The organism is Nitratidesulfovibrio sp. D1, from assembly GCF_051133415.1.
In the GTDB taxonomy this organism is placed as follows: domain Bacteria; phylum Desulfobacterota; class Desulfovibrionia; order Desulfovibrionales; family Desulfovibrionaceae; genus Cupidesulfovibrio.
The window spans coordinates 537,325-554,962 of record NZ_JBPGNZ010000001.1; the positions used below are offsets into that span (position 1 = coordinate 537,325).

Annotated in this window: 13 protein-coding genes; 7 read left to right on the forward strand and 6 right to left on the reverse strand. The window is 68.1% G+C overall.

Features of this window, described 5'->3' with window-relative positions:
* Positions 1-191 precede the first annotated feature (191 nt).
* Together ACR4XJ_RS02260 and ACR4XJ_RS02265 are read right to left on the reverse strand one after the other, a co-directional pair.
* Positions 192-1,100 (reverse strand): branched-chain amino acid ABC transporter permease, encoded by a 909-nt coding sequence (locus tag ACR4XJ_RS02260; protein ID WP_333506807.1) that lies wholly within the window; start codon positions 1,098-1,100, stop codon positions 192-194.
* Between the two features lie 103 nt (positions 1,101-1,203).
* Entirely contained in the window at positions 1,204-2,322 is a 1,119-nt protein-coding gene (locus ACR4XJ_RS02265; protein WP_434753676.1) for a branched-chain amino acid ABC transporter substrate-binding protein, read from the reverse strand.
* A gap of 706 nt (positions 2,323-3,028) precedes the next feature.
* On the opposite strand from ACR4XJ_RS02265, the gene mscL reads away from it, so the two are divergent.
* The gene (gene mscL / locus ACR4XJ_RS02270; protein ID WP_434753677.1) at positions 3,029-3,481 is read left to right on the forward strand and encodes a large conductance mechanosensitive channel protein MscL; all 453 of its coding nucleotides are present in this window, start codon (positions 3,029-3,031) and stop codon (positions 3,479-3,481) included.
* Between the two features lie 174 nt (positions 3,482-3,655).
* Here the strand turns inward: mscL and ACR4XJ_RS02275 are convergent, their stop codons facing one another.
* The 3 genes from ACR4XJ_RS02275 to ACR4XJ_RS02285 form a co-directional block, all read right to left on the reverse strand.
* The gene (locus ACR4XJ_RS02275; RefSeq protein ID WP_434753678.1) at positions 3,656-4,123 is read right to left on the reverse strand and encodes a universal stress protein; all 468 of its coding nucleotides are present in this window, start codon (positions 4,121-4,123) and stop codon (positions 3,656-3,658) included.
* Positions 4,124-4,383: 260 nt separating this feature from the next.
* Positions 4,384-4,779: a biotin/lipoyl-binding protein gene (locus ACR4XJ_RS02280; RefSeq protein ID WP_434753679.1), complete on the reverse strand. Its 396-nt coding sequence runs from the start codon at positions 4,777-4,779 to the stop codon at positions 4,384-4,386.
* 24 nt (positions 4,780-4,803) lie between these two features.
* On the reverse strand, positions 4,804-5,913 hold the full coding sequence (locus tag ACR4XJ_RS02285; protein ID WP_434753680.1) for a YeiH family protein: 1,110 nt from the start codon (positions 5,911-5,913) through the stop codon (positions 4,804-4,806).
* 481 nt (positions 5,914-6,394) lie between these two features.
* Here ACR4XJ_RS02285 and ACR4XJ_RS02290 point away from each other — a divergent pair, with 481 nt between their 5' ends.
* The 3 genes from ACR4XJ_RS02290 (at position 6,395) to ACR4XJ_RS02300 (ending at position 11,882) form a co-directional block, all read left to right on the forward strand.
* A complete protein-coding gene (locus ACR4XJ_RS02290; protein WP_434753681.1) occupies positions 6,395-9,193 on the forward strand; it encodes a c-type heme family protein in 2,799 nt (932 codons plus the stop codon).
* The gene (locus tag ACR4XJ_RS02295; RefSeq protein ID WP_434753682.1) at positions 9,190-10,590 is read left to right on the forward strand and encodes a sigma-54-dependent transcriptional regulator; all 1,401 of its coding nucleotides are present in this window, start codon (positions 9,190-9,192) and stop codon (positions 10,588-10,590) included. The genes ACR4XJ_RS02290 and ACR4XJ_RS02295 overlap by 4 nt, the downstream gene beginning before the upstream one ends.
* Before the next feature lie 251 nt (positions 10,591-10,841).
* Positions 10,842-11,882: an MBL fold metallo-hydrolase gene (locus tag ACR4XJ_RS02300; RefSeq protein WP_434753683.1), complete on the forward strand. Its 1,041-nt coding sequence runs from the start codon at positions 10,842-10,844 to the stop codon at positions 11,880-11,882.
* 136 nt (positions 11,883-12,018) lie between these two features.
* Here ACR4XJ_RS02300 and ACR4XJ_RS02305 read toward each other — a convergent pair whose 3' ends face one another.
* A complete protein-coding gene (locus ACR4XJ_RS02305) occupies positions 12,019-12,843 on the reverse strand; it encodes a sugar phosphate isomerase/epimerase family protein (protein ID WP_434753684.1) in 825 nt (274 codons plus the stop codon).
* 795 nt (positions 12,844-13,638) lie between these two features.
* Between ACR4XJ_RS02305 and hmcA the strand changes: the two genes are divergently transcribed.
* From hmcA to hmcC, 3 genes are read left to right on the forward strand one after another with little or no spacing between them, the layout of a single operon-like run.
* The gene (gene hmcA, locus ACR4XJ_RS02310) at positions 13,639-15,312 is read left to right on the forward strand and encodes a sulfate respiration complex hexadecaheme cytochrome HmcA (protein ID WP_434753685.1); all 1,674 of its coding nucleotides are present in this window, start codon (positions 13,639-13,641) and stop codon (positions 15,310-15,312) included.
* 21 nt (positions 15,313-15,333) lie between these two features.
* Positions 15,334-16,452 carry a sulfate respiration complex iron-sulfur protein HmcB gene (gene hmcB, locus ACR4XJ_RS02315; protein ID WP_434753686.1) on the forward strand — a complete coding sequence of 373 codons (1,119 nt, stop codon included), beginning with the start codon at positions 15,334-15,336 and terminating at the stop codon, positions 16,450-16,452.
* 1 nt (position 16,453) lies between these two features.
* A complete protein-coding gene (gene hmcC / locus ACR4XJ_RS02320) occupies positions 16,454-17,620 on the forward strand; it encodes a sulfate respiration complex protein HmcC (RefSeq protein ID WP_434753687.1) in 1,167 nt (388 codons plus the stop codon).
* Positions 17,621-17,638: the final 18 nt, after the last annotated feature.

A 17,638-nucleotide genomic window follows, 5' to 3' on the forward strand; every position in this document is an offset into this window, starting at 1 on the left:
TGCCGTCACAAGCGGGATTTTTGTTCTCTGTCAAGGAAGAGCGACTTTTTATGCAGGGAGTGCGGCAGCCGTTAGGCGAGTTTGCGAGCCTTACGGATGGCGACCGCAGCGCGTACTCTTATCGTACTCGACCGGAATAAAAAGGCGTTCTGACGAAGACAGAGGACAAAAGGCACCTTGTGGCGGCGCCGCTAGACTTTCTGCGTCTTGGCCTTGCCCAGGATGCCCGAAGGCCGGAAGATGAGGATGAGCACAAGCAGCGCGAAGGCCAGCGCATCCTCGTAGTCGCTCGAAATGTACCCGGTGGCGAAACTTTCGCACCAGCCGAGCACAAGGCCGCCCAGCATGGCGCCCGGAATGGAGCCGATGCCGCCGAGCACCGCGGCGGTGAACGCCTTGATGCCCGCGATGAACCCGATGGCGAAGTTCACCTGCCCCACGTGCGAGGCGATGAGCACGCCGCCCACGGCCGCCAGCGACGAGCCGATGACGAAGGTGAGCGAGATTACCTTGTCGGCGTCGATGCCGAGCAGCATGGCCATCTTGCGGTTCTGGGCCGTGGCGCGCATGGCCTTGCCCATGCGGGTGTACTTGATGAACAGCGTCAGCGCGGCCATGGCCACGGCCGAGGTGACGATGATCAGCACTTCGCTGGCGCCCATGATGTGCGCGATGGGTTCGAGAAATTCGGGCTGCGGCACCAGGTTGGGAAACGGCATGAAGTCCGAGGTCTGGGCCAGGATGACGTAGTTCTGGAGAAAGATGGACATCCCGATGGCCGAGATGAGCGGCGAGAGGCGTTGCGCGTCGCGCAGCGGCTTGTAGGCGATCTTTTCGAGCGTCAGGCCGTAGGCGGCACAGTAGATGACCGCCACCACCGCGGCGATGATCAGGATGGCCAGGGCCGGAAAGCCGTAGATGCCGAGCGCACCGGCCACGATCAGCGCCGTGAACGCGCCCAGCATGTACACCTCGCCGTGGGCGAAGTTGATCAGCTCGATGATGCCGTACACCATGGTGTAGCCGAGCGCGATGAGCGCGTAGATGGAGCCGCGCGTCAGCCCGCCGAAGAAGAGTTCCCAGAAATACTGCCAATCCATTGGTGCCTTCCCGTGCATGCGCGGGACCTGGCCGCGCCGTCGTCAAAACTCGGGGGACGGGCCTGCGGCCCGCCCCCCTGTCATATCGGATGCTTTCCGTGAACTACTTGAGTTCCACGTACTTGCCGTTCTTCACCTGGTACATGGAGAAGCCGACGCCCTCGGCATCGCCGCGCTTGTCGAACTTGATCTTGCCCACCGAGGTCTCGACGAATTCGGTGCGCAGGGCATTCATGATCTTGGCGGAATCGGTGGAACCGGCCTTTTCGATGGCGTTCAGCAGGGCCAGCGAGGCGGCGTAGGCTTCCTTGTAGAACGCGCCGGGCTCGGCGCCGAATTCCTTCACGTGGGCCTCGATGGCTTCCTTGTACAGGGGCAGCGAGCTCACGTCCCTGGAGCTGGAGGCGTACACGCCTTCGGCGTCCTTGCCCGCGACCTTGATGAAGGTGTCGTCCTTCACGCCGTCGTCGGACACGAAGGGCAGGTCCATGCGCTTCTTGCGCAGCTGCTGCACGATCTTCGAGGCTTCGGGATGGTAGCCGCCGAACATCACGGCTTCGGCGCCGGAGTTGCGGATCTTCTGCACCACGGCGGAGTAGTCCACCGCGCCGGGGGTCACGCCTTCGAAGAGCACCACGGTGCCCTTGCCGCCCTCTTCGATGAACTGCTTGGCGTATTCGGCGTAGCCCTTGCCGTAGTCGCCCTTGTCATGCAACACGGCGATCTTCTTCTTGCCCAGCTTGTCGATGGTGAAGTCCACGCCCAGCCTGGCCTGCTGGTCGTCGGAGGCGATGGTGCGGAAGAAGTTGGGGTAGTCGCCGCTCTGGGTCAGGGCCGGGTTGGTGGCCGAGGGCGACATCAGCACGATGTTGGCTTCCTTGTAGATGGGCAGCGCGGCCTTGGTGGCGCCGGAGCAGATGTGGCCCAGCACCACGACGGCGCCGTCGGACACCAGCTTGGTGGCCGCGTTGGTGGCCAGTTCGGGCTTGCACTGGTCGTCCTGGGGAATGACTTCCACCTGCTTGCCGAGCACGCCGCCCTTGGCGTTGACCATCTTGGCCACCAGCTTGGCGGCGTTGGCGCTGGGCAGCCCGTAGGAGGCCAGGTCGCCGCTGTGGGCGCCGGCCACGCCGAACTTGATGGTATCCGCCGCAAACGCCGGGCAGGCCATGACGGCCACGGCAAGACCCGCAACAAGGACCTTGAACCATCCTTTACGCATGCTCGATCCTCCGAAATGTTGACGAAACGAGTGAACAATATTGTAAAGACATTGCCGCAACGGCGACCACCCCGCGCACGCACGGCAATGCAGCGCGTCGGGCAGGAATGCCACCATCGACCAACACTTTTTGATGCCACGGAATCCGGAAGGCTGTCAAATGCTCCCGGTTATGGCAACCATGCGATGTTGCGGCAAAATTCAGGCCGCACGCCGCGCATTGTCATTTTTGGCATCACTTCGTCACGGAAAACCCGGCGCCGGATTCGCGGCCCGTCCTGACGGCGTCCGGAGCAACCGCCCGCAGGGTTGCATACACCGTTCCAGCCGCATGCGGCGCACGCGCTCCGGACCTGCCGTACCCGCTCGCGCCGGGCACGGGACGGGGGGCGGGCCGCCCACTCGTTTCGAACCGGGCGCACTGCCCTACCCTTGCATCGCTTCATCCGTCAAGAGCGCCACGGCAGATTTCCCGTTTCCGCCGTCACGCGGGCGCAACGCCCTCCGCGACGGCCCCCGCTGGCGTTTCCCGGCCTTGCGCGGCCAGCCCGCACCGCTGGCGATGCCCCATCGCCGCTGTCCACGCCCCCATGCCGCCCCACCGGCCCTACCGCGGCCCGGGGGGACCGCTCTCGATATCCACGGGTTGCCGCCGCGCGCCGAAGGGTGCATACCATACATATTCCCGGTACAGCAGGAGGTACCCATGCTGAAGGCATTCAAGGAATTCGCGGTCAAGGGCAACGCGCTGGACATGGCCGTGGGCGTCATTCTGGGCGCCTCGTTCGGCACCATCGTCAAGTCGCTGGTGGACGACGTGATCATGCCGCCCATCGGCCTGGTGCTGGGCGGCGTGGACTTCTCTGACCTGTTCGTCACCCTGCGCGACGGGGCCACTCCCGGCCCGTACGCCAGCCTGGCCGCCGCCAAGCATGCGGGCGCGGTGACGCTGAACGCGGGCGTGTTCGCCAACACGGTGGTCAGCTTTCTCATCGTGGCCTTTGCCGTGTTCCTGCTGGTGCGCGGCGTGAACACCCTGCGCACGCGCCTGGAAGGCCCTGCCGCGCCCAAGCAGCAGGACTGCCCGTTCTGCTTCAGCAAGATCGATGTGCGCGCCACCCGCTGCCCGCACTGCACCGCGGGCATCACGCAGGCATGAGAACCGGCCGGGCCGCCCTTGCCGTTCCACGGGCGGGCCCCGGCCGCAAACGCAATGCCGCCGCCGGAGCGGTCTCCGGCGGCGGCAGGCCCGTGGGCAACCGCAGCGGCCGCCCGGCACGTGGGTGCGGCAGGCAGGGGCGGCCGGGCGGAAAAATTCCCGTGCGATACCGGACTATTTCGTGTCGGCCCGCACCAGCAGCACGTCGCAGGGGGCGTCGCGGGTCAGCCGGGCCACGGCGTCGCGCATCACCTCAAGCCCGCGCGTAAACGGGTTGGACAGCACCAGCAGGTCGTAGCCCTTGGCGGCCTGCTCGCGGATCACGTCCACCACGTCGCCGGGCGCGGTCAGCAGTTCGCCGGGCATGTCGCCCCGGAGTTCCAGGAAGGCGCGCGCGCTTTCCGCCGCCGCCTTTTCCTCCAGCCCCTGCATGTATTCCAGAAAGCCGATGCGCGAATTGCAGCCGGACAGCCAGTCGTGCCCGGTGAACACGTCCCACGTGGCGTCGATGACGAACAGGGCGTCCAGGGTGGCGCCCTTCTCGCGGGCGATGCGGATGGCCTCGTCCACGGCGCGGCGTGCGCCGGGGCCGTCGTCGAGGGCGAGCAGCAGCTTCATGGGGGGCGTCACGGGAGGCGTCATGGGGGCATGTTCTCCGTAGGCGTATGGCGGGCGGCGCATGGCCGCCCGCCGGATGTCTGGCTTGTGTGATGGTTCGGCCGGGCGGAAGGATCATCCTGCCGCCCTCATTGCCTGCGATCTTGGGATATTGCGCTATGCGGATTTTTGTTCTCTGCCAAGGAAGAGAGATTTTTTATGAAGGGAGTATACTCTTATCGTATTCGACCGGAATAAAAAATCTTTCTGACGCAGGCAGAGGGCAAAAGGCCCATAGCGCCCCCCTAAGGCAGGGTGCCCTTCTCGTGCTCCATGACCACAATGGCCTGCTTGCCCTTCTTCACGGCGTCGCCGGGCTTGCCGGAAACCTTCAGCACCTTGCCGTTGGCCTTGGCGGTGAAGCTCTCGACCGCGACCTTCTCTTCCATCACGTTGTTGACCCACTTCTTCTTGACCACTTCCAGCGAATAGAGCGGGTCGCCCTTCTTCACCTCGGCGCCTTCGGCCACGAAGATCTCCACCAGCTTGCCGTCCTGCGGGGCCTTGATGCCCACCGAGGGCACGATGAAGGCCATGTAGGTCAGCACCACCACCACGATGAGGGCCGAGGCGATGATGGCGGCCACGTCCTCGTGGCGGTCGCTCCTGAATACGGTAAGGGACTTCTTCTTGTCGGACATGTGCGTGCTCCTCGTGCCGGCGGCCTAGAAGGCGCCTTCCTTCGGAATGAAGGCCAGGATGATGATCAGGGCGAGAACGTACTTGGTGGCGCCCGCGATGAGGCCGATGCGCAGCGGCTTGCCGCCCGCGGCCCTGATCTCGCGCACGTCGATGTACGCGCCAAGGCCCACCAGGCCCACGCCGAATACCCAGGCCATGACGTCGCGCATCAGGTGCAGCGTCTCGGAGCCTTCAGCGCCGAGGATGTGCAGCGAGGACAGCGCGGTCATGCCCACGAAGCCCAGCACGAAGATGGGGAACTTGGAGGCGAGGATGGAACCGAGGCTGACGTGTTCTGCGTCGGCCTCGCCCTTCCAGTACCAGGCGGTGATGAAGAACACCACGAACGGAATGCAGATGACCCGCACCACGTTCCAGATTTCGCCGTAGGCCACGGCGGTGCCGGGGGCGAAGTTGGGGTTGAAGGCAAGGCAGGTGGCCAGCACCTGGCCGGAGTTCAGGATGCCCGTGCCCACCCACGCGCCGAACTGGTAGTCGGACAGGGCCAGCATCTTGCCGACGAACGGGCTGACGAACATGGTCATGATGCCGAAGCCGAGAATGGTGGCGATGGACAGGGCCAGGTCCACCGGCTTCGCGCGCACGCCGGGCGCGGTGGCCACGGCGGCGGAAACGCCGCACACGCCGCAAGCGGCGGCCATGGTGGCGGTGACCGAGCGGTCGGCGTCAAGGCGCTTGCCCAGCCACAGGATGAAGATGGCCGTGCCGAACACGAAGGCCACGATGAGCGTGATGGCGATGCCGCCCACCTTCAGCAGCTTGTCGAAGGTGTACAGCGAGCCCAGCATGATGACGCCGGTCTTGATGAACAGGCGCGTGGTGCGGAAGCCTTCCTCGGCCCATGCCGGAATCTTTCCGCCGAACAGGATGTTGCGGTAGAACATGCCGGTAAGGATGGACAGCAGGATGTAGTTCAGGCTCAGCACCTGCACCAGCCAGCCCTTCCTGCCGAACACCACCGCGTCCTTCATCCACGGTTCAACGTACACGCGCAGCACGTACAGCGTGCCGATCATCACCGCGAGCCCGGGCACGATGGCCAGGATCTTGCCGAAAAGCCCCTTGTCTTCCATTGCGTTGCATCTCCTCGGGGGTTGCGTGACTTCCGGACGATGCCCCGGCGGCCGCGATCCGCGCCGCCGGGGCATCATCCCTTTCCCTTTCTCTCGTCTTTCCCGCGTCTTTCCCGCATCCGTGCGCGGCGCCGTTGCCGCCCCCTGCCGGGGGAGACCGCGGGCAGGCTCCATGGCGGCGCCCCTTTGCGCCGCCGGGCCATGCCCGCCGCCACGGCCGCCGCGCGCCGGATACGCCCGCCCCGAGAGCAAGACGCGGGCCATCCGGGCCGTAAAGGTCAGGATTCAAGCATTGCGCGGTGTTGCGCCGCGCCTTCCCCGGCCTGCCTGCTAACTCGCGGCAGCACCCGCAGCCGGTGCAACGCAGCTTGCGGCGCGCGGGTTGCCCTTTGTCCCGCCTGTGCTAGACAACGGCCATGCCGCGCCGGGCGCGCGGCCGGACCCGCCCCTTCATTGTTGACGCGCCCGCGCAAGGAGCCCCGTGTTTCGACTCACGCCCCATTCGCTCCAGGCCCGCTTCCTGCTGGGCCTTTTGCTCATCCTCGCCTGCCTGGGCGGGTTCTTCGCCCTGTCGCTGTTCATGCACCTGGAACGGCTGGTGGAAAACGAAGCCCGCGACCGCGCGGCGCTCATCCTTTCGCAGGCCGAGGCGGTGCAGAGCTACGTGCGCAACACCCTGCGCCCGGCCATGTACCGCGCCATGCCCGACGACACCTTCGTCATCGAGGCCATGTCCACCTCGTTCGTCACCCGCGCGGTGATGAACGACAACAACCTGGCCCACGACCGCTTCACCTACCGCCGGGTGGCCGTGGGCGCGCGCAACCCCGCCTACGAGGCCTCGGAGTTCGAGCGCGGCATCATCGCCCGGTTCCGCGACGACCCGGAACTGACCCGCGTGGAGGACGTCAGCGAAGAGGACGGGGAACGGCTGTTCATCACGGCCAAGCCGGTGCGCTTCGAAACCTCGTGCCTGCGTTGCCACGGCGACCCTGAACAGGCCCCGCCCGTGCTGCTGTCCATGTACGGGGCGGAGCGCGGCTTCTGGCGCAAGACCGGCGACCTCGCGGGCATGACCATGGTGGCCCTGCCCATGGACCAGGCCGTCAGCGGCATGACCGAGGCGGTGGTGTCGTTCGGGGTGCTGTTCGCGGGCGGGGCGCTGGTGCTGTTCGCGGTGATTCACGTGTTCTTCAACCGGCTGGTGGTGCACAACCTGCGCCGCATGGGCGGGGTGATGCGCCGCCACTTCCCGGACGAGGCGGACATGACCATGCCCCGGCGCGGCCACCCGGACGTGGGCATCGACGACCTGCTGGGCGACATGGAATCGCTGGCCCGGCATCTCAGCGAGGCGCGGGCCAAGCTGCGCGACTACGCCGCCAATCTGGAAGGCATGGTCCACGAGCGCACCGTGGACCTCGCCACCGAGGCCACGGCCCGGCGCACCGACGTCGAGTTGTTCGTGGGCCTGCTGGACCGCCTGAACCGCAGCAGCGGCAAGGGCGAACTGCTGGCCGCCTCGCTGGCGCTGGTCGCGCGGCGCTTCGGGGCGGACCGGGCGGCCTACGCCTGCGTGCTCTCGGCCAGCGACTTCCATTCCTGGCCGGACCGCGCCGTGCGGCCGGAACTGCCCCCCGACTGGCACGACCTTGCGGCCGAGGGCGCGCCGCGCCTGACCCCGCGCGCGTGGTTCATCCCGGTGCAGACCAGCGACACCACGCGGGGCCTGTTGTGCCTGTACTGGGACGCGGACCACGCCAGCGGCCCCGGCACCGCCGACCTGGCCCAGGCCGTGGGACGCCAGCTGGGCATCGCCATGGACAACCTGGACGCGCTGGACAACCTGCTGCGCCAGAACGCCCTGCTGGACTCCATCTTCGAGGGCATTTCCGACCCGCTGCTGCTGCTGGGCGGCGACGGCCGGGTGGTGCTGGCCAACAGTTCGGCCCTTCGGCTCACCCGGTCGCTGACCCGGTCGCTGGAAGGGACCGGCGACCACAGGAGCGACGGGACCGGCGGAAAGGGGGGGCCGGGCCTCGACGAACTGCTGGACGCCGCGGACATCGCCGCGCGCATGGGCGACGGCCCGGTGTCGCGGGCGGTGACCCTGCGCGACGGGCGGTCCTTCGCGGTGAACGCCTACCCGCTGGGCGGGCGGCTGGAACGCGGCGGGCGCACCGTGGCCTACCTGCGCGAAACCACCGACGAGCGCCGCATGCTGGAACGGGTGCAGCAGCACGAAAAGCTGGTGGCCGTGGGCAAGCTGGCCGCCGGGCTGGCCCACGAGATCAACAACCCGCTGGGGGTCATCCACTGCTACGCCGACCTGTTGCGCGCCACCGCGCCCGACGGGCAGGCCCAGGCGGACATCGACGTGATCATGCGCCACACCGAGCAGGCCCGGAAGGTGGTGCGCGATCTGCTGGACTTCGCCCGGCCCAAGCAGGCCGAACGCGGCCCCTGCGACGTGGCCGAGGTGCTTTCCGGCCTGGCCGACGTGTTCCGTCCCAGGGCGCGGGCCGCGCGGGCGCGCATCGTGCCCGACCTGCCCGATCTGCCCGATACGCCCGATACGCCCGGCGGGACGGCGGGCGGCGGCAACGGATGCGCCCCGCTGCCCCCGGTGCTGGCCGACCGCAGCGGACTGGAGCAGATTCTCACCAACCTGCTGCTCAACGCGCTGGACGCCGTGGAAACCGACGCCCCGGCCATGCGCGACGGCGCGAACGGGGACGACGCGGAGACCGGTGATGGCCCGGACGCGGACCCCGGCGCTTCGCCCGCATTCCCCCGCCCCCTGCGGCGCGGGGTGGTGGTGCTGTCCGCCCGCCGCCTTCCCGACCCGCACGGGCAGGACGAGGTGGTGGTGCAGGTCATCGACAACGGCCCCGGCATCCCGGAAGAACACCTGCCCCGGCTGTTCGACCCGTTCTTCACCACCAAGGCCGCCGGGCGCGGCACCGGGCTGGGGCTGGCCGTGGTCTTCGGCATCATGCGCGACATGGGCGGGCGCATCGAGGCGCGCAACCTGACCCCGGCGGACCTCGCCCCCGCCGCCCAGGGCGGTCTGGCCTGCCGCGTGGACCTGGCCGCCCTTTTCGCGGAATTTGCGGAGTCCGCCGAATCCACCGGGTCCGCCGAATCCTCCGGTCCCGGCGGGTCCGGCCCCCACGCTTCCGGCTTCCCGGCCGAACTGGCGCGCGGGGCGGTGTTCACCCTTCACCTGCCTGCGGCGGACCGGGACCACCCGGCCGCGCCCACGGAGCACGACGCATGACCACGCCCCACGAGACCATCCTGGTGGTGGACGACGAGGCGGACTTCGCCAACGGCCTGGCCCGCCAACTGCGCGCGGGCTTCCCGGATGCGGAGGTCTTGGTGGCCACCAATGGCCGGGCCGGGCTGGACCTGCTGGGCCGCAGCGACCCGGCCGTGCTGCTGACCGACCTGCGCATGCCCGACATGGACGGGCTGGAGCTGATGGCCCACGCCCAGACCCAGGACGCCGCGCCCAGCGTCATCCTGCTCACCGCGCACGGCACCATCGAGACGGCGGTGACCGCGCTCAAGAACGGGGCCTACGACTTCCTGACCAAGCCGGTGCGGCGCGAGGACCTGTACCGCGCCGTGAGCAAGGGGCTGGAGCGCTGCCGCCTGCTGCGCGAAAACCGCCGCCTGCGCGAGGAAATGTCGCGCACGGGGCTGGAACGGACGCTGATCGGCGAAACCCCGGCCATGCGCAGGCTGAAGGAGACCATCGCGGCGGTGGCCGCATCGGACTACACGGTGTTGGTGCGGGGCGAATCGGGCACCGGCAAGGAACTGGTGGCCGCGTCCATCCACGGGCTGTCCGGCCGGGCGCAGCGCCCCATCGTCAGCGTGCACTGCCCGGCCATCCCGGACCAGTTGCTGGAAAGCGAGCTGTTCGGCCACGTGAAGGGGGCCTTCACCGGGGCGGAGCGCTCGCGCAAGGGGCTGTTCATGTCCGCCGCCGGGGGCACCATCGTGCTCGACGAAATCGGCGACATCTCGCCCGGCATCCAGACCAAGCTGTTGCGGGTGTTGCAGGAACACGAGATACGCCCCGTGGGCTCCAGCGGCATGGTGAAGGTGGACGTGCGCATCATCGCCTCCACCAACCGGGCGCTGGAGGCGCGCATCAGGAGCGGGGAATTCCGGGAAGACCTGTTCTACCGGCTCAACGTGCTGACCATCCACACCCCGCCCCTGCGCGACCGCGCCGACGACATCCCCCTGCTGGCCGACCACTTTCTGGCCCAGACCTGCCGCGAGATGCAGATAGCCCCCAAGCGCCTTTCGCCCGAGGCCATGGCCTGCCTGTGCGGCCGGGAATGGCCGGGCAACGTGCGGGAATTGCAGAACTTCGTGCGGCGGCTGGCGGTGTTCTGCCCCGGCGACACGGTGGAAATGGCCCACCTGCGGCTGGTGGACGGCCCCGCCGACTGCGCCGCGCCCGCAGCCGAGCCGCCCCTGACCCCGTACAAGGACGCCAAGGCCCACGTGGTGGACGATTTCACCCGGCGCTACGTGGAACGGCTGCTGGAACGCACCGAGGGCAACATCTCGGAGGCGGCGCGCATCTCGGGGCTGGAGCGGGTGTCGCTGCAAAAGATCCTGCGGCGGCTGGGCATCGGCGGCGCGGGCCGGGAGTAGGCGCTTGGCCGGGAACGAGCGGAGGACCGCGCCATCCGGCCCCGTCCCGCCCCATCCGGCATCATTCGGCGCGGTATCGGCCGGTGTCCTGCCGATACCCGCTTGCCTGTGCGCCGCCACGTGCTATCTTGGAACAACGGGTACCCGATATCCCCCCCTGCCGTTCCGCCCCCCTGCCTGCATCCCCGTTGCCCGCACCCGTCATCCGGCGTCCCCGTCATCCGTCGCCCCCAACCATCCCGGAGGCTTGCATGCTTGACCGCAGACGTTTCGTGCAATCGTTGCTGGCCCTCGTCCCCCTGGCAACCTTGACCACCATGACCGCCGCCACGGCCAATGCCGCCAGCCCGGCCACAGGCACGGGGGGCGGCGCGCCCGCAGCGCCGCCCACGCCCCACAACACGCAGGCGCCCGGCTTCTTCCGCCTGCCCGTGGGCGGCGTGACGGTGTTCGCCCTGTTCGACGCCCACGGCAAACTCGATCCGGCCATCCTGCACGGCGCGGACCGCAAGGACATCGACGCGCTGCTGGAGGACGCGGGCATCCCCGCCGGGCAGCCCGCCACCAGCAACGTGAACTGCTTCCTGCTGGACGCGGGAACGCGCCGGGTGCTCATGGACACCGGCGCGGGCAGCTTCTTCGGCGCGCGGGGCGGGTATCTGCCCGGCAACCTGCGCGCGGCCGGATACGCGCCCGGCGGCATCGACCACGTGCTGCTTTCGCACCTGCACCCGGACCACGCCCTGGGCCTGGTGGACGCGGCGGGGGCGCGGGTCTTCCCCAACGCCAGCGTGCACGTGAGCGCGCCGGAACTGGACTACTGGACCAGCGACGCCACCCTGGCCGCCGCGCCGGAAGGCCGCAAGGCCGGGCTGCTGGCCCTGCGCAAGGCGCTGGCCCCGTACAGGGACGCCGGGCGGCTGCACACCTTCGCGCCGGGGGCCGCGCCCCTGCCCGATCTGCCGCTGGTGACCTCGGTGGACCTGCCCGGTCACACGCCGGGGCACTGCGGCTTCCGCGTGACCTCGGGCGGCACGGTGCTGCTGTTCTGGGCGGACATCATCCACAGCACGCCGGTGCAGTTCGCCCGGCCGGAAGTGTCCATCGACTTCGACGTGGACCAGAAGGCCGCCGTGGCCACCCGCCTGCGCCTGCTGCCCCAGGTGGCCGCCGAAGGCTGCTGGGTGGCCGGGTCGCACCTGCCCTTCCCCGGTCTGGGCCGGGTGCGGGCCAGGGACGGAGGAAAGGGAGGCTACGCCTGGCTGCCCGTGAACTACGCCGACGGGCTGTAGGCCGCGCGCATCCGCACCTTATCCGTCAATGAAACCCGCAACGCAGAACGCGCCGTCCGGCATGTGCCGGGCGGCGCGTTGGCCTTGGAAAAAGAGGTGCGGGCCGGAAAGGGGTGCGCCGCCGCCTCACGCGACCTCACGCAGTTGGGGCGTCGGCAGGCGCGTTGGGGGGCGTCAGCACGTCCGCGTACTGTTTCCGCGCGGCCAGCCAGGCGCGGGACACGGCAAAGGACGCCTCGTCGTGCGGCTCCAGGGTGGCCGTGGGGTGCAGCCCGCGCGCGAGCAGTCCGCCGAACAGGTCGTCCAGCGGGATGGACCCGGTGCCCAGGCCCAGGTGCTGGTCGTCGCTGCCGTCGTTGTCGTGCAGGTGCAGGTGGGCCAGGCGCGGGGCGAAGGCGTCCAGCCAGCGCCGCAGGTCGCGCCGCTGCACGCCGCGCGCGAAGCTGTGCCAGTGCCCGGCGTCGAAGCAGATGCCCGCGCGGGCGCCGAAATGGAGGGCCAGGGCATCGACCAGCGCGGCCACCGGTTCGGGGTCGCGTTCGTGGGTGTTCTCGATGCGCACGGGCGCGTCGCACGCGGCCAGCACAGCCGTCCACGTGCCGCAAGCCCGCTCCAGCCACTGGGCAACGGCCCCGTCGTGCTGGCTGTGGTCGAAGGCGGCGTGCCCCACCATGTGGCGCGGCCCGTACAATGCGGCCAGTTCCGCCGCGCGAAACAGGGTGTCGCGGCTGGCGGCCAGAACACTGTCATTGAAGCTGCCGGGATGCAGGTCGAAGAACGGCAGGTGCACCGCGCAGGGCAGTCCGGCTTCGGACAGGCGGCGCGCGGTGTCGCGGTGCCAGTCCGGGGCCAGCTCCTGCACGGCGAAGGTGTCGATGCCCAGTTCCGGGGCCAGCCCATCGGCCACGAAACGGTCGAGCCACGCGGGGTCGCGGGCGACCCAGCTGAGGGGAAGATTCACGAAGGTGCGCATGGAGGGCGTGTAGCACAGGGGCCGTCCGGGGCCAACCACCCAACTCAGGACAGGTCAACGCGGGATGGACCACGCGGGCCGCCCCGAGCCCCCCGTATCCCACCGGTTCGCGCCAGACGCGGCCCCGGAAAATGACCCACCCCACGTTTTCGCCCGCCCTCACCCGTTCCACGCGCCTCGTGCGTCCATTTTCGCCCATCCGATGCCCGTTTTCGCGCAGCCGCCCCCTTTTTTCGTGTAGCCCGCCTTTTTCCCGATCTTCAGGGAAAAACACCCCGCCGCTACCCCGCGTACCGCCTTAATCCGGACTGAAAAAGACCAGTTTGCAACCGCTTGCAGACCAAATTTTCAACAATTATTTCATCATGTAACAACACATCCTCCGTCCCACGGAGCAGCCTCGATTTTTCGCAGAATGTGCTTGACGCACCCTTGATTATCGCATACCTCCGCAGTAGGAATTATTCCATACCCTAGAGGTAGGGTATTCGCGCGCCTTCCGGCCGACGCCAACGGCCGGAAACACCCCGGCGAGGGGGCCTGCGATGCCACGCAACCACGCGGTATTACGGGACACGCACCGGAACAGCGCGAACGCCACAGGGAGGAACCACGACCCGGACCAGCGCGGGCGCCCCGGCATGGGGGGCGCCGGCGCAGTTCCGCTTCGTGGCAGGGCTCTGTCCGACCGTGCCGCCGCGCAAGCCGCAGGGAACCGGCTGGCGGCACGACGACTGAGGGTTGTCAGAGGAAGCGTTTCACTCATCTCAAAGGACTGCCACTATGATGAACGCGAAATCACTGCTGCGATGGGCGGGAGCTCTGGTCGCCGTGGCCGCGGTCACGGTCTTCGGGCTGGATGCGCGGGGCACGACGAAGCCCCTTCCCGGCTCCACGGGCGAGCAGCGCGCCGACCTGGTGGAGATCGGCGTCATGGCGAAATTCGGCGACCTGGAGTTGCCGAAGGTCACCTTCCCGCATGATCGGCATTCCGAGGCCGTGGCCAAGGTCGCCGCGCCCGGCAAGGAATGCGCCACCTGCCACAAGAACGACGACAAGGGCAAGATGTCGCTCAAGTTCATGCGCCTTGAGGACACCACCGCCGCCGACCTCAAGAATATCTACCACGCCAACTGTATCGGCTGTCACACCGAGCAGGCCAAGGCGGGCAGGAAGACCGGGCCGCAGGACGGCGAATGCCGCTCGTGCCACACCCCGAAGCCCGTGGCTTCCTCGTGGAAGCAGATCGGCCTCGACAAGTCGCTGCACTACCGCCACGTGGCCGCCAAGGCCATCGCGCCGGTGAACGACCCGCAGAAGAACTGCGGCGCCTGCCACCACGTGTACGACGAGGCCGCCAAGAAACTCGCGTGGGTCAAGAACAAGGAAGACTCCTGCCGCGCCTGCCACGGCGACGCGCGCGTGGAGAAGAAGCCCTCGCTGCGCGAGGCGGCGCACACCCAGTGCATCACCTGCCACCGCGGCGTGGCCGCCGCCCCGGCCAAGGCCGATTCCGGCCCGGTGTCCTGCGCGGGCTGCCACGACCCGGCCATGCAGGCCAAGTTCAAGGTGGTGCGCGACGTGCCCCGCCTGGAACGCGGCCAGCCCGACGCCGCCATGGTCCTGCCCGAAACCGGTAAGGACGCCCCCAAGGGCATGAAGGGCACCATGAAGCCCGTGGCCTTCAACCACAAGGTGCACGAGGCGGCCAGCAACACCTGCCGCGCCTGCCACCACGTGAAGATCGACAACTGCACCACCTGCCACACGCTGGAAGGCGTGAAGGACGGCAGCTTCGTGCAGATCGAGAAGGCCATGCACCAGCCCGACTCCATGAAGAGCTGCGTGGGCTGCCACAACCAGAAGGTGCAGACCCCGTCCTGCGCGGGCTGCCACGGCTTCATGAAGACCGGCGCCAGGCCCCAGTCCGCCGCCGCCTGCGCGGTGTGCCACGCCGATCCGGTCGGGCCCTCCGGCCCGCTGGACGCCAAGGCCGTGGCCGACGGCGCCCTGCTGAAGGCCCCCAAGGAGCAGCGCGCCGAAGTGGCCGCCGCCACCCTGGCCGTCCGCCGCACCACCAAGGGCACCCTGCCCGCCGACGACATCCCCGAGTTCGTGACCATCGGCGTGCTGTCCGACAAGTACGAACCCTCGAAGCTGCCTCACCGCAAGATCATCAACACCCTGATGGCCGCCATCGGCGACGACAAGCTGGCCGCCACGTTCCACACCGACAAGGCCACCGTGTGCGCGGGCTGCCATCACAACAGCCCCGTCAGCAAGACGCCGCCCAAGTGCGCCAGCTGCCACGGCAAGCCCTTCGACCCGGCCAAGGGCGACCGCCCCGGCCTGAAGGCTGCCTACCACCAGCAGTGCATGGGCTGCCACAACCGCATGAAGCTGGAAAAGCCCGCGGATACGGCCTGCGCCGAGTGTCACAAGGAACGCGCGAAATAGGAAACCGGTAAGGAGTTATCCATGAACAGGAGAAGATTCCTGACCCTGCTGGGCACCGCCGGTGTTTCCACGGCCATGAGCGCTGTTGGCGCGAAAAAGGCCGTCGCGGCGGGCAACCAGAGCTTCAAGGGCTACAAGGACAGTTACGGGGTGCTGCACGACACCACCCGCTGCATCGGCTGCCGCAAGTGCGAGCAGGGCTGCAACGAGGTGAACGACCTGCCCGCGCCCAAGGTGAAGTTCGACGACCTCACCGTGCTGGAGAAAACCCGCCGTACCGACCCGGACAACTGGACGGTGGTCAACAAGTACAACGTGGCCGGGCTGGACCATCCGGTGTTCCGCAAGCAGCAGTGCAACCACTGCCTGGAACCCGCCTGCGCCTCGGCCTGCTTCGTCAAGGCGTTCACCAAGAACCCCGACGGCTCCGTCACCTACGACGGCAGCCTGTGCGTGGGCTGCCGCTACTGCATGATCGCGTGCCCGTTCAACGTGCCCACGTTCCAGTACGACGAGCCCTTCGACCCGCTGATCCGGAAGTGCACCATGTGCCACCCGCGCATCCAGGAGGGCAAGCTGCCCGGCTGTGTCGAGGCCTGCCCCAAGGAGGCCCTGACCTTCGGCAAGCGCGACGACCTGCTGCGCATCGCGCGCGACCGCATCCGCACCAACCCCGGCCGCTACCAGGACCACATCTACGGTGAACTGGAAATGGGCGGCACGGCGTGGATGTACCTGGCGGGCGTGCCCTTCGAGGCCGTGGGCCAGCAGGAAATGGGCAGCAAGTCCGCGCCGGAGTACACGGCCGGGGCCCTGGGCTCCGTGCCCATGGTGGTGGGCATCTGGCCGGTGCTGCTGACCGGCGCCTACGCCATCTCCAAGCGCAAGGAAAAGGTCGCGGCCGAAGAACGCGAGGAAGCCGTGCAGGCGGCGCTGGCCAAGGCCAAGGCCGACGCCGAGAGCGCCATGAACTCCGCCCTGGCCAAGGCGGCCAAGGAAAAGGACGCCGCGGTGGCCCGCGAGGTCAAGAAGGCCATGGAACAGGCGGAGCAGGCGTTCGAAGAGAAGTTCGCCGCCCTGCGCGCCGAAGGCCAGAGCGCCGAAACCGGCGACGACGGCGAAGGCAAGGAGGATGCATAACATGCATGACGCCAACACCAAGAGCGGCCTGTTCACGCCCGGCAACATCATCACGGGCATCATCCTTGCCGTGGGCGCGGTGATCACCTTCATCCGCTTCACCCAGGGCATCGGGGCCGTCACCAACCTGTCCGACAACAACCCGTGGGGCATCTGGATCGGGTTCGACCTGCTGTGCGGCGTGGCCCTGGCCGCCGGCGGCTACGTCACCTCGGCCGCGTGCTACCTGTTCGGGATGAAGCGCTACCACTCGGCGGTGCGCCCGGCCATCACCACGGCGTTCCTCGGCTACTTCTTCGTGGTCGTGGCGCTGCACTACGACCTGGGCCACCCGCTGCGCCTGCCCTACCCGCTGGTGTACTCGCAGGGCACCACCTCGCTGCTGTTCGAAGTGGGCCTGTGCGTGGCCACCTACCTCACCGTGCTGTTCGTGGAATGGTCCCCGGCGGCGCTGGAGTGGCTGGGCCTGCGCAAGATCCGCAACGTGGTCGTCAAGCTGACCCTGATGCTGACCATCTTCGGGGTGGTGCTGTCCACCCTGCACCAGTCGTCGCTGGGCGCGCTGTTCCTGATCGCCCCCGGCAAGCTGCACCCCCTGTGGTACTCCAGCTTCCTGCCGGTGTTCTTCTTCATCTCGTCCATGGTGGCGGGCCTTTCCATGGTCATCTTCGAAGGCACGCTGGCCCACAGGGGCCTGCACCACAAGATGGACGAAACCCACCTGAAGGAGGCCGAGGGCGTGGTCTTCGGCTTCGGCAAGGCCGCCTCGTTCGTGCTTGCCGGGTACTTCTTCATCAAGATCATGGACATCGCCATGGACAACGACTGGGCCTACCTCGCCACCGGCTACGGGGCGTGGTTCCTGGTCGAGATGTTCGGCTTCGTGGCGCTGCCCTCGTTCCTGTACGCCCTCGGCGTGCGCGAGAAGAACATCATCCTGGTGCGCGTGGCGTCGATCTTCGCGGTGCTCGGCATCGTGGTGAACCGCTTCAACGTCTCGCTCATCGCCTTCAACTGGAACCTGCCCGCCGCCGACCGCTACTTCCCGCACTGGATGGAGATCGGCGTTTCGGTGTTCATCGTGACGCTCATCATCACGGTCTACCGGTTCATCGCCACGCGCATGCCGGTGCTGTACGAGCATCCCGAATACAAGGATGCCCACTAGGGCCGCCAAGGAGCACGC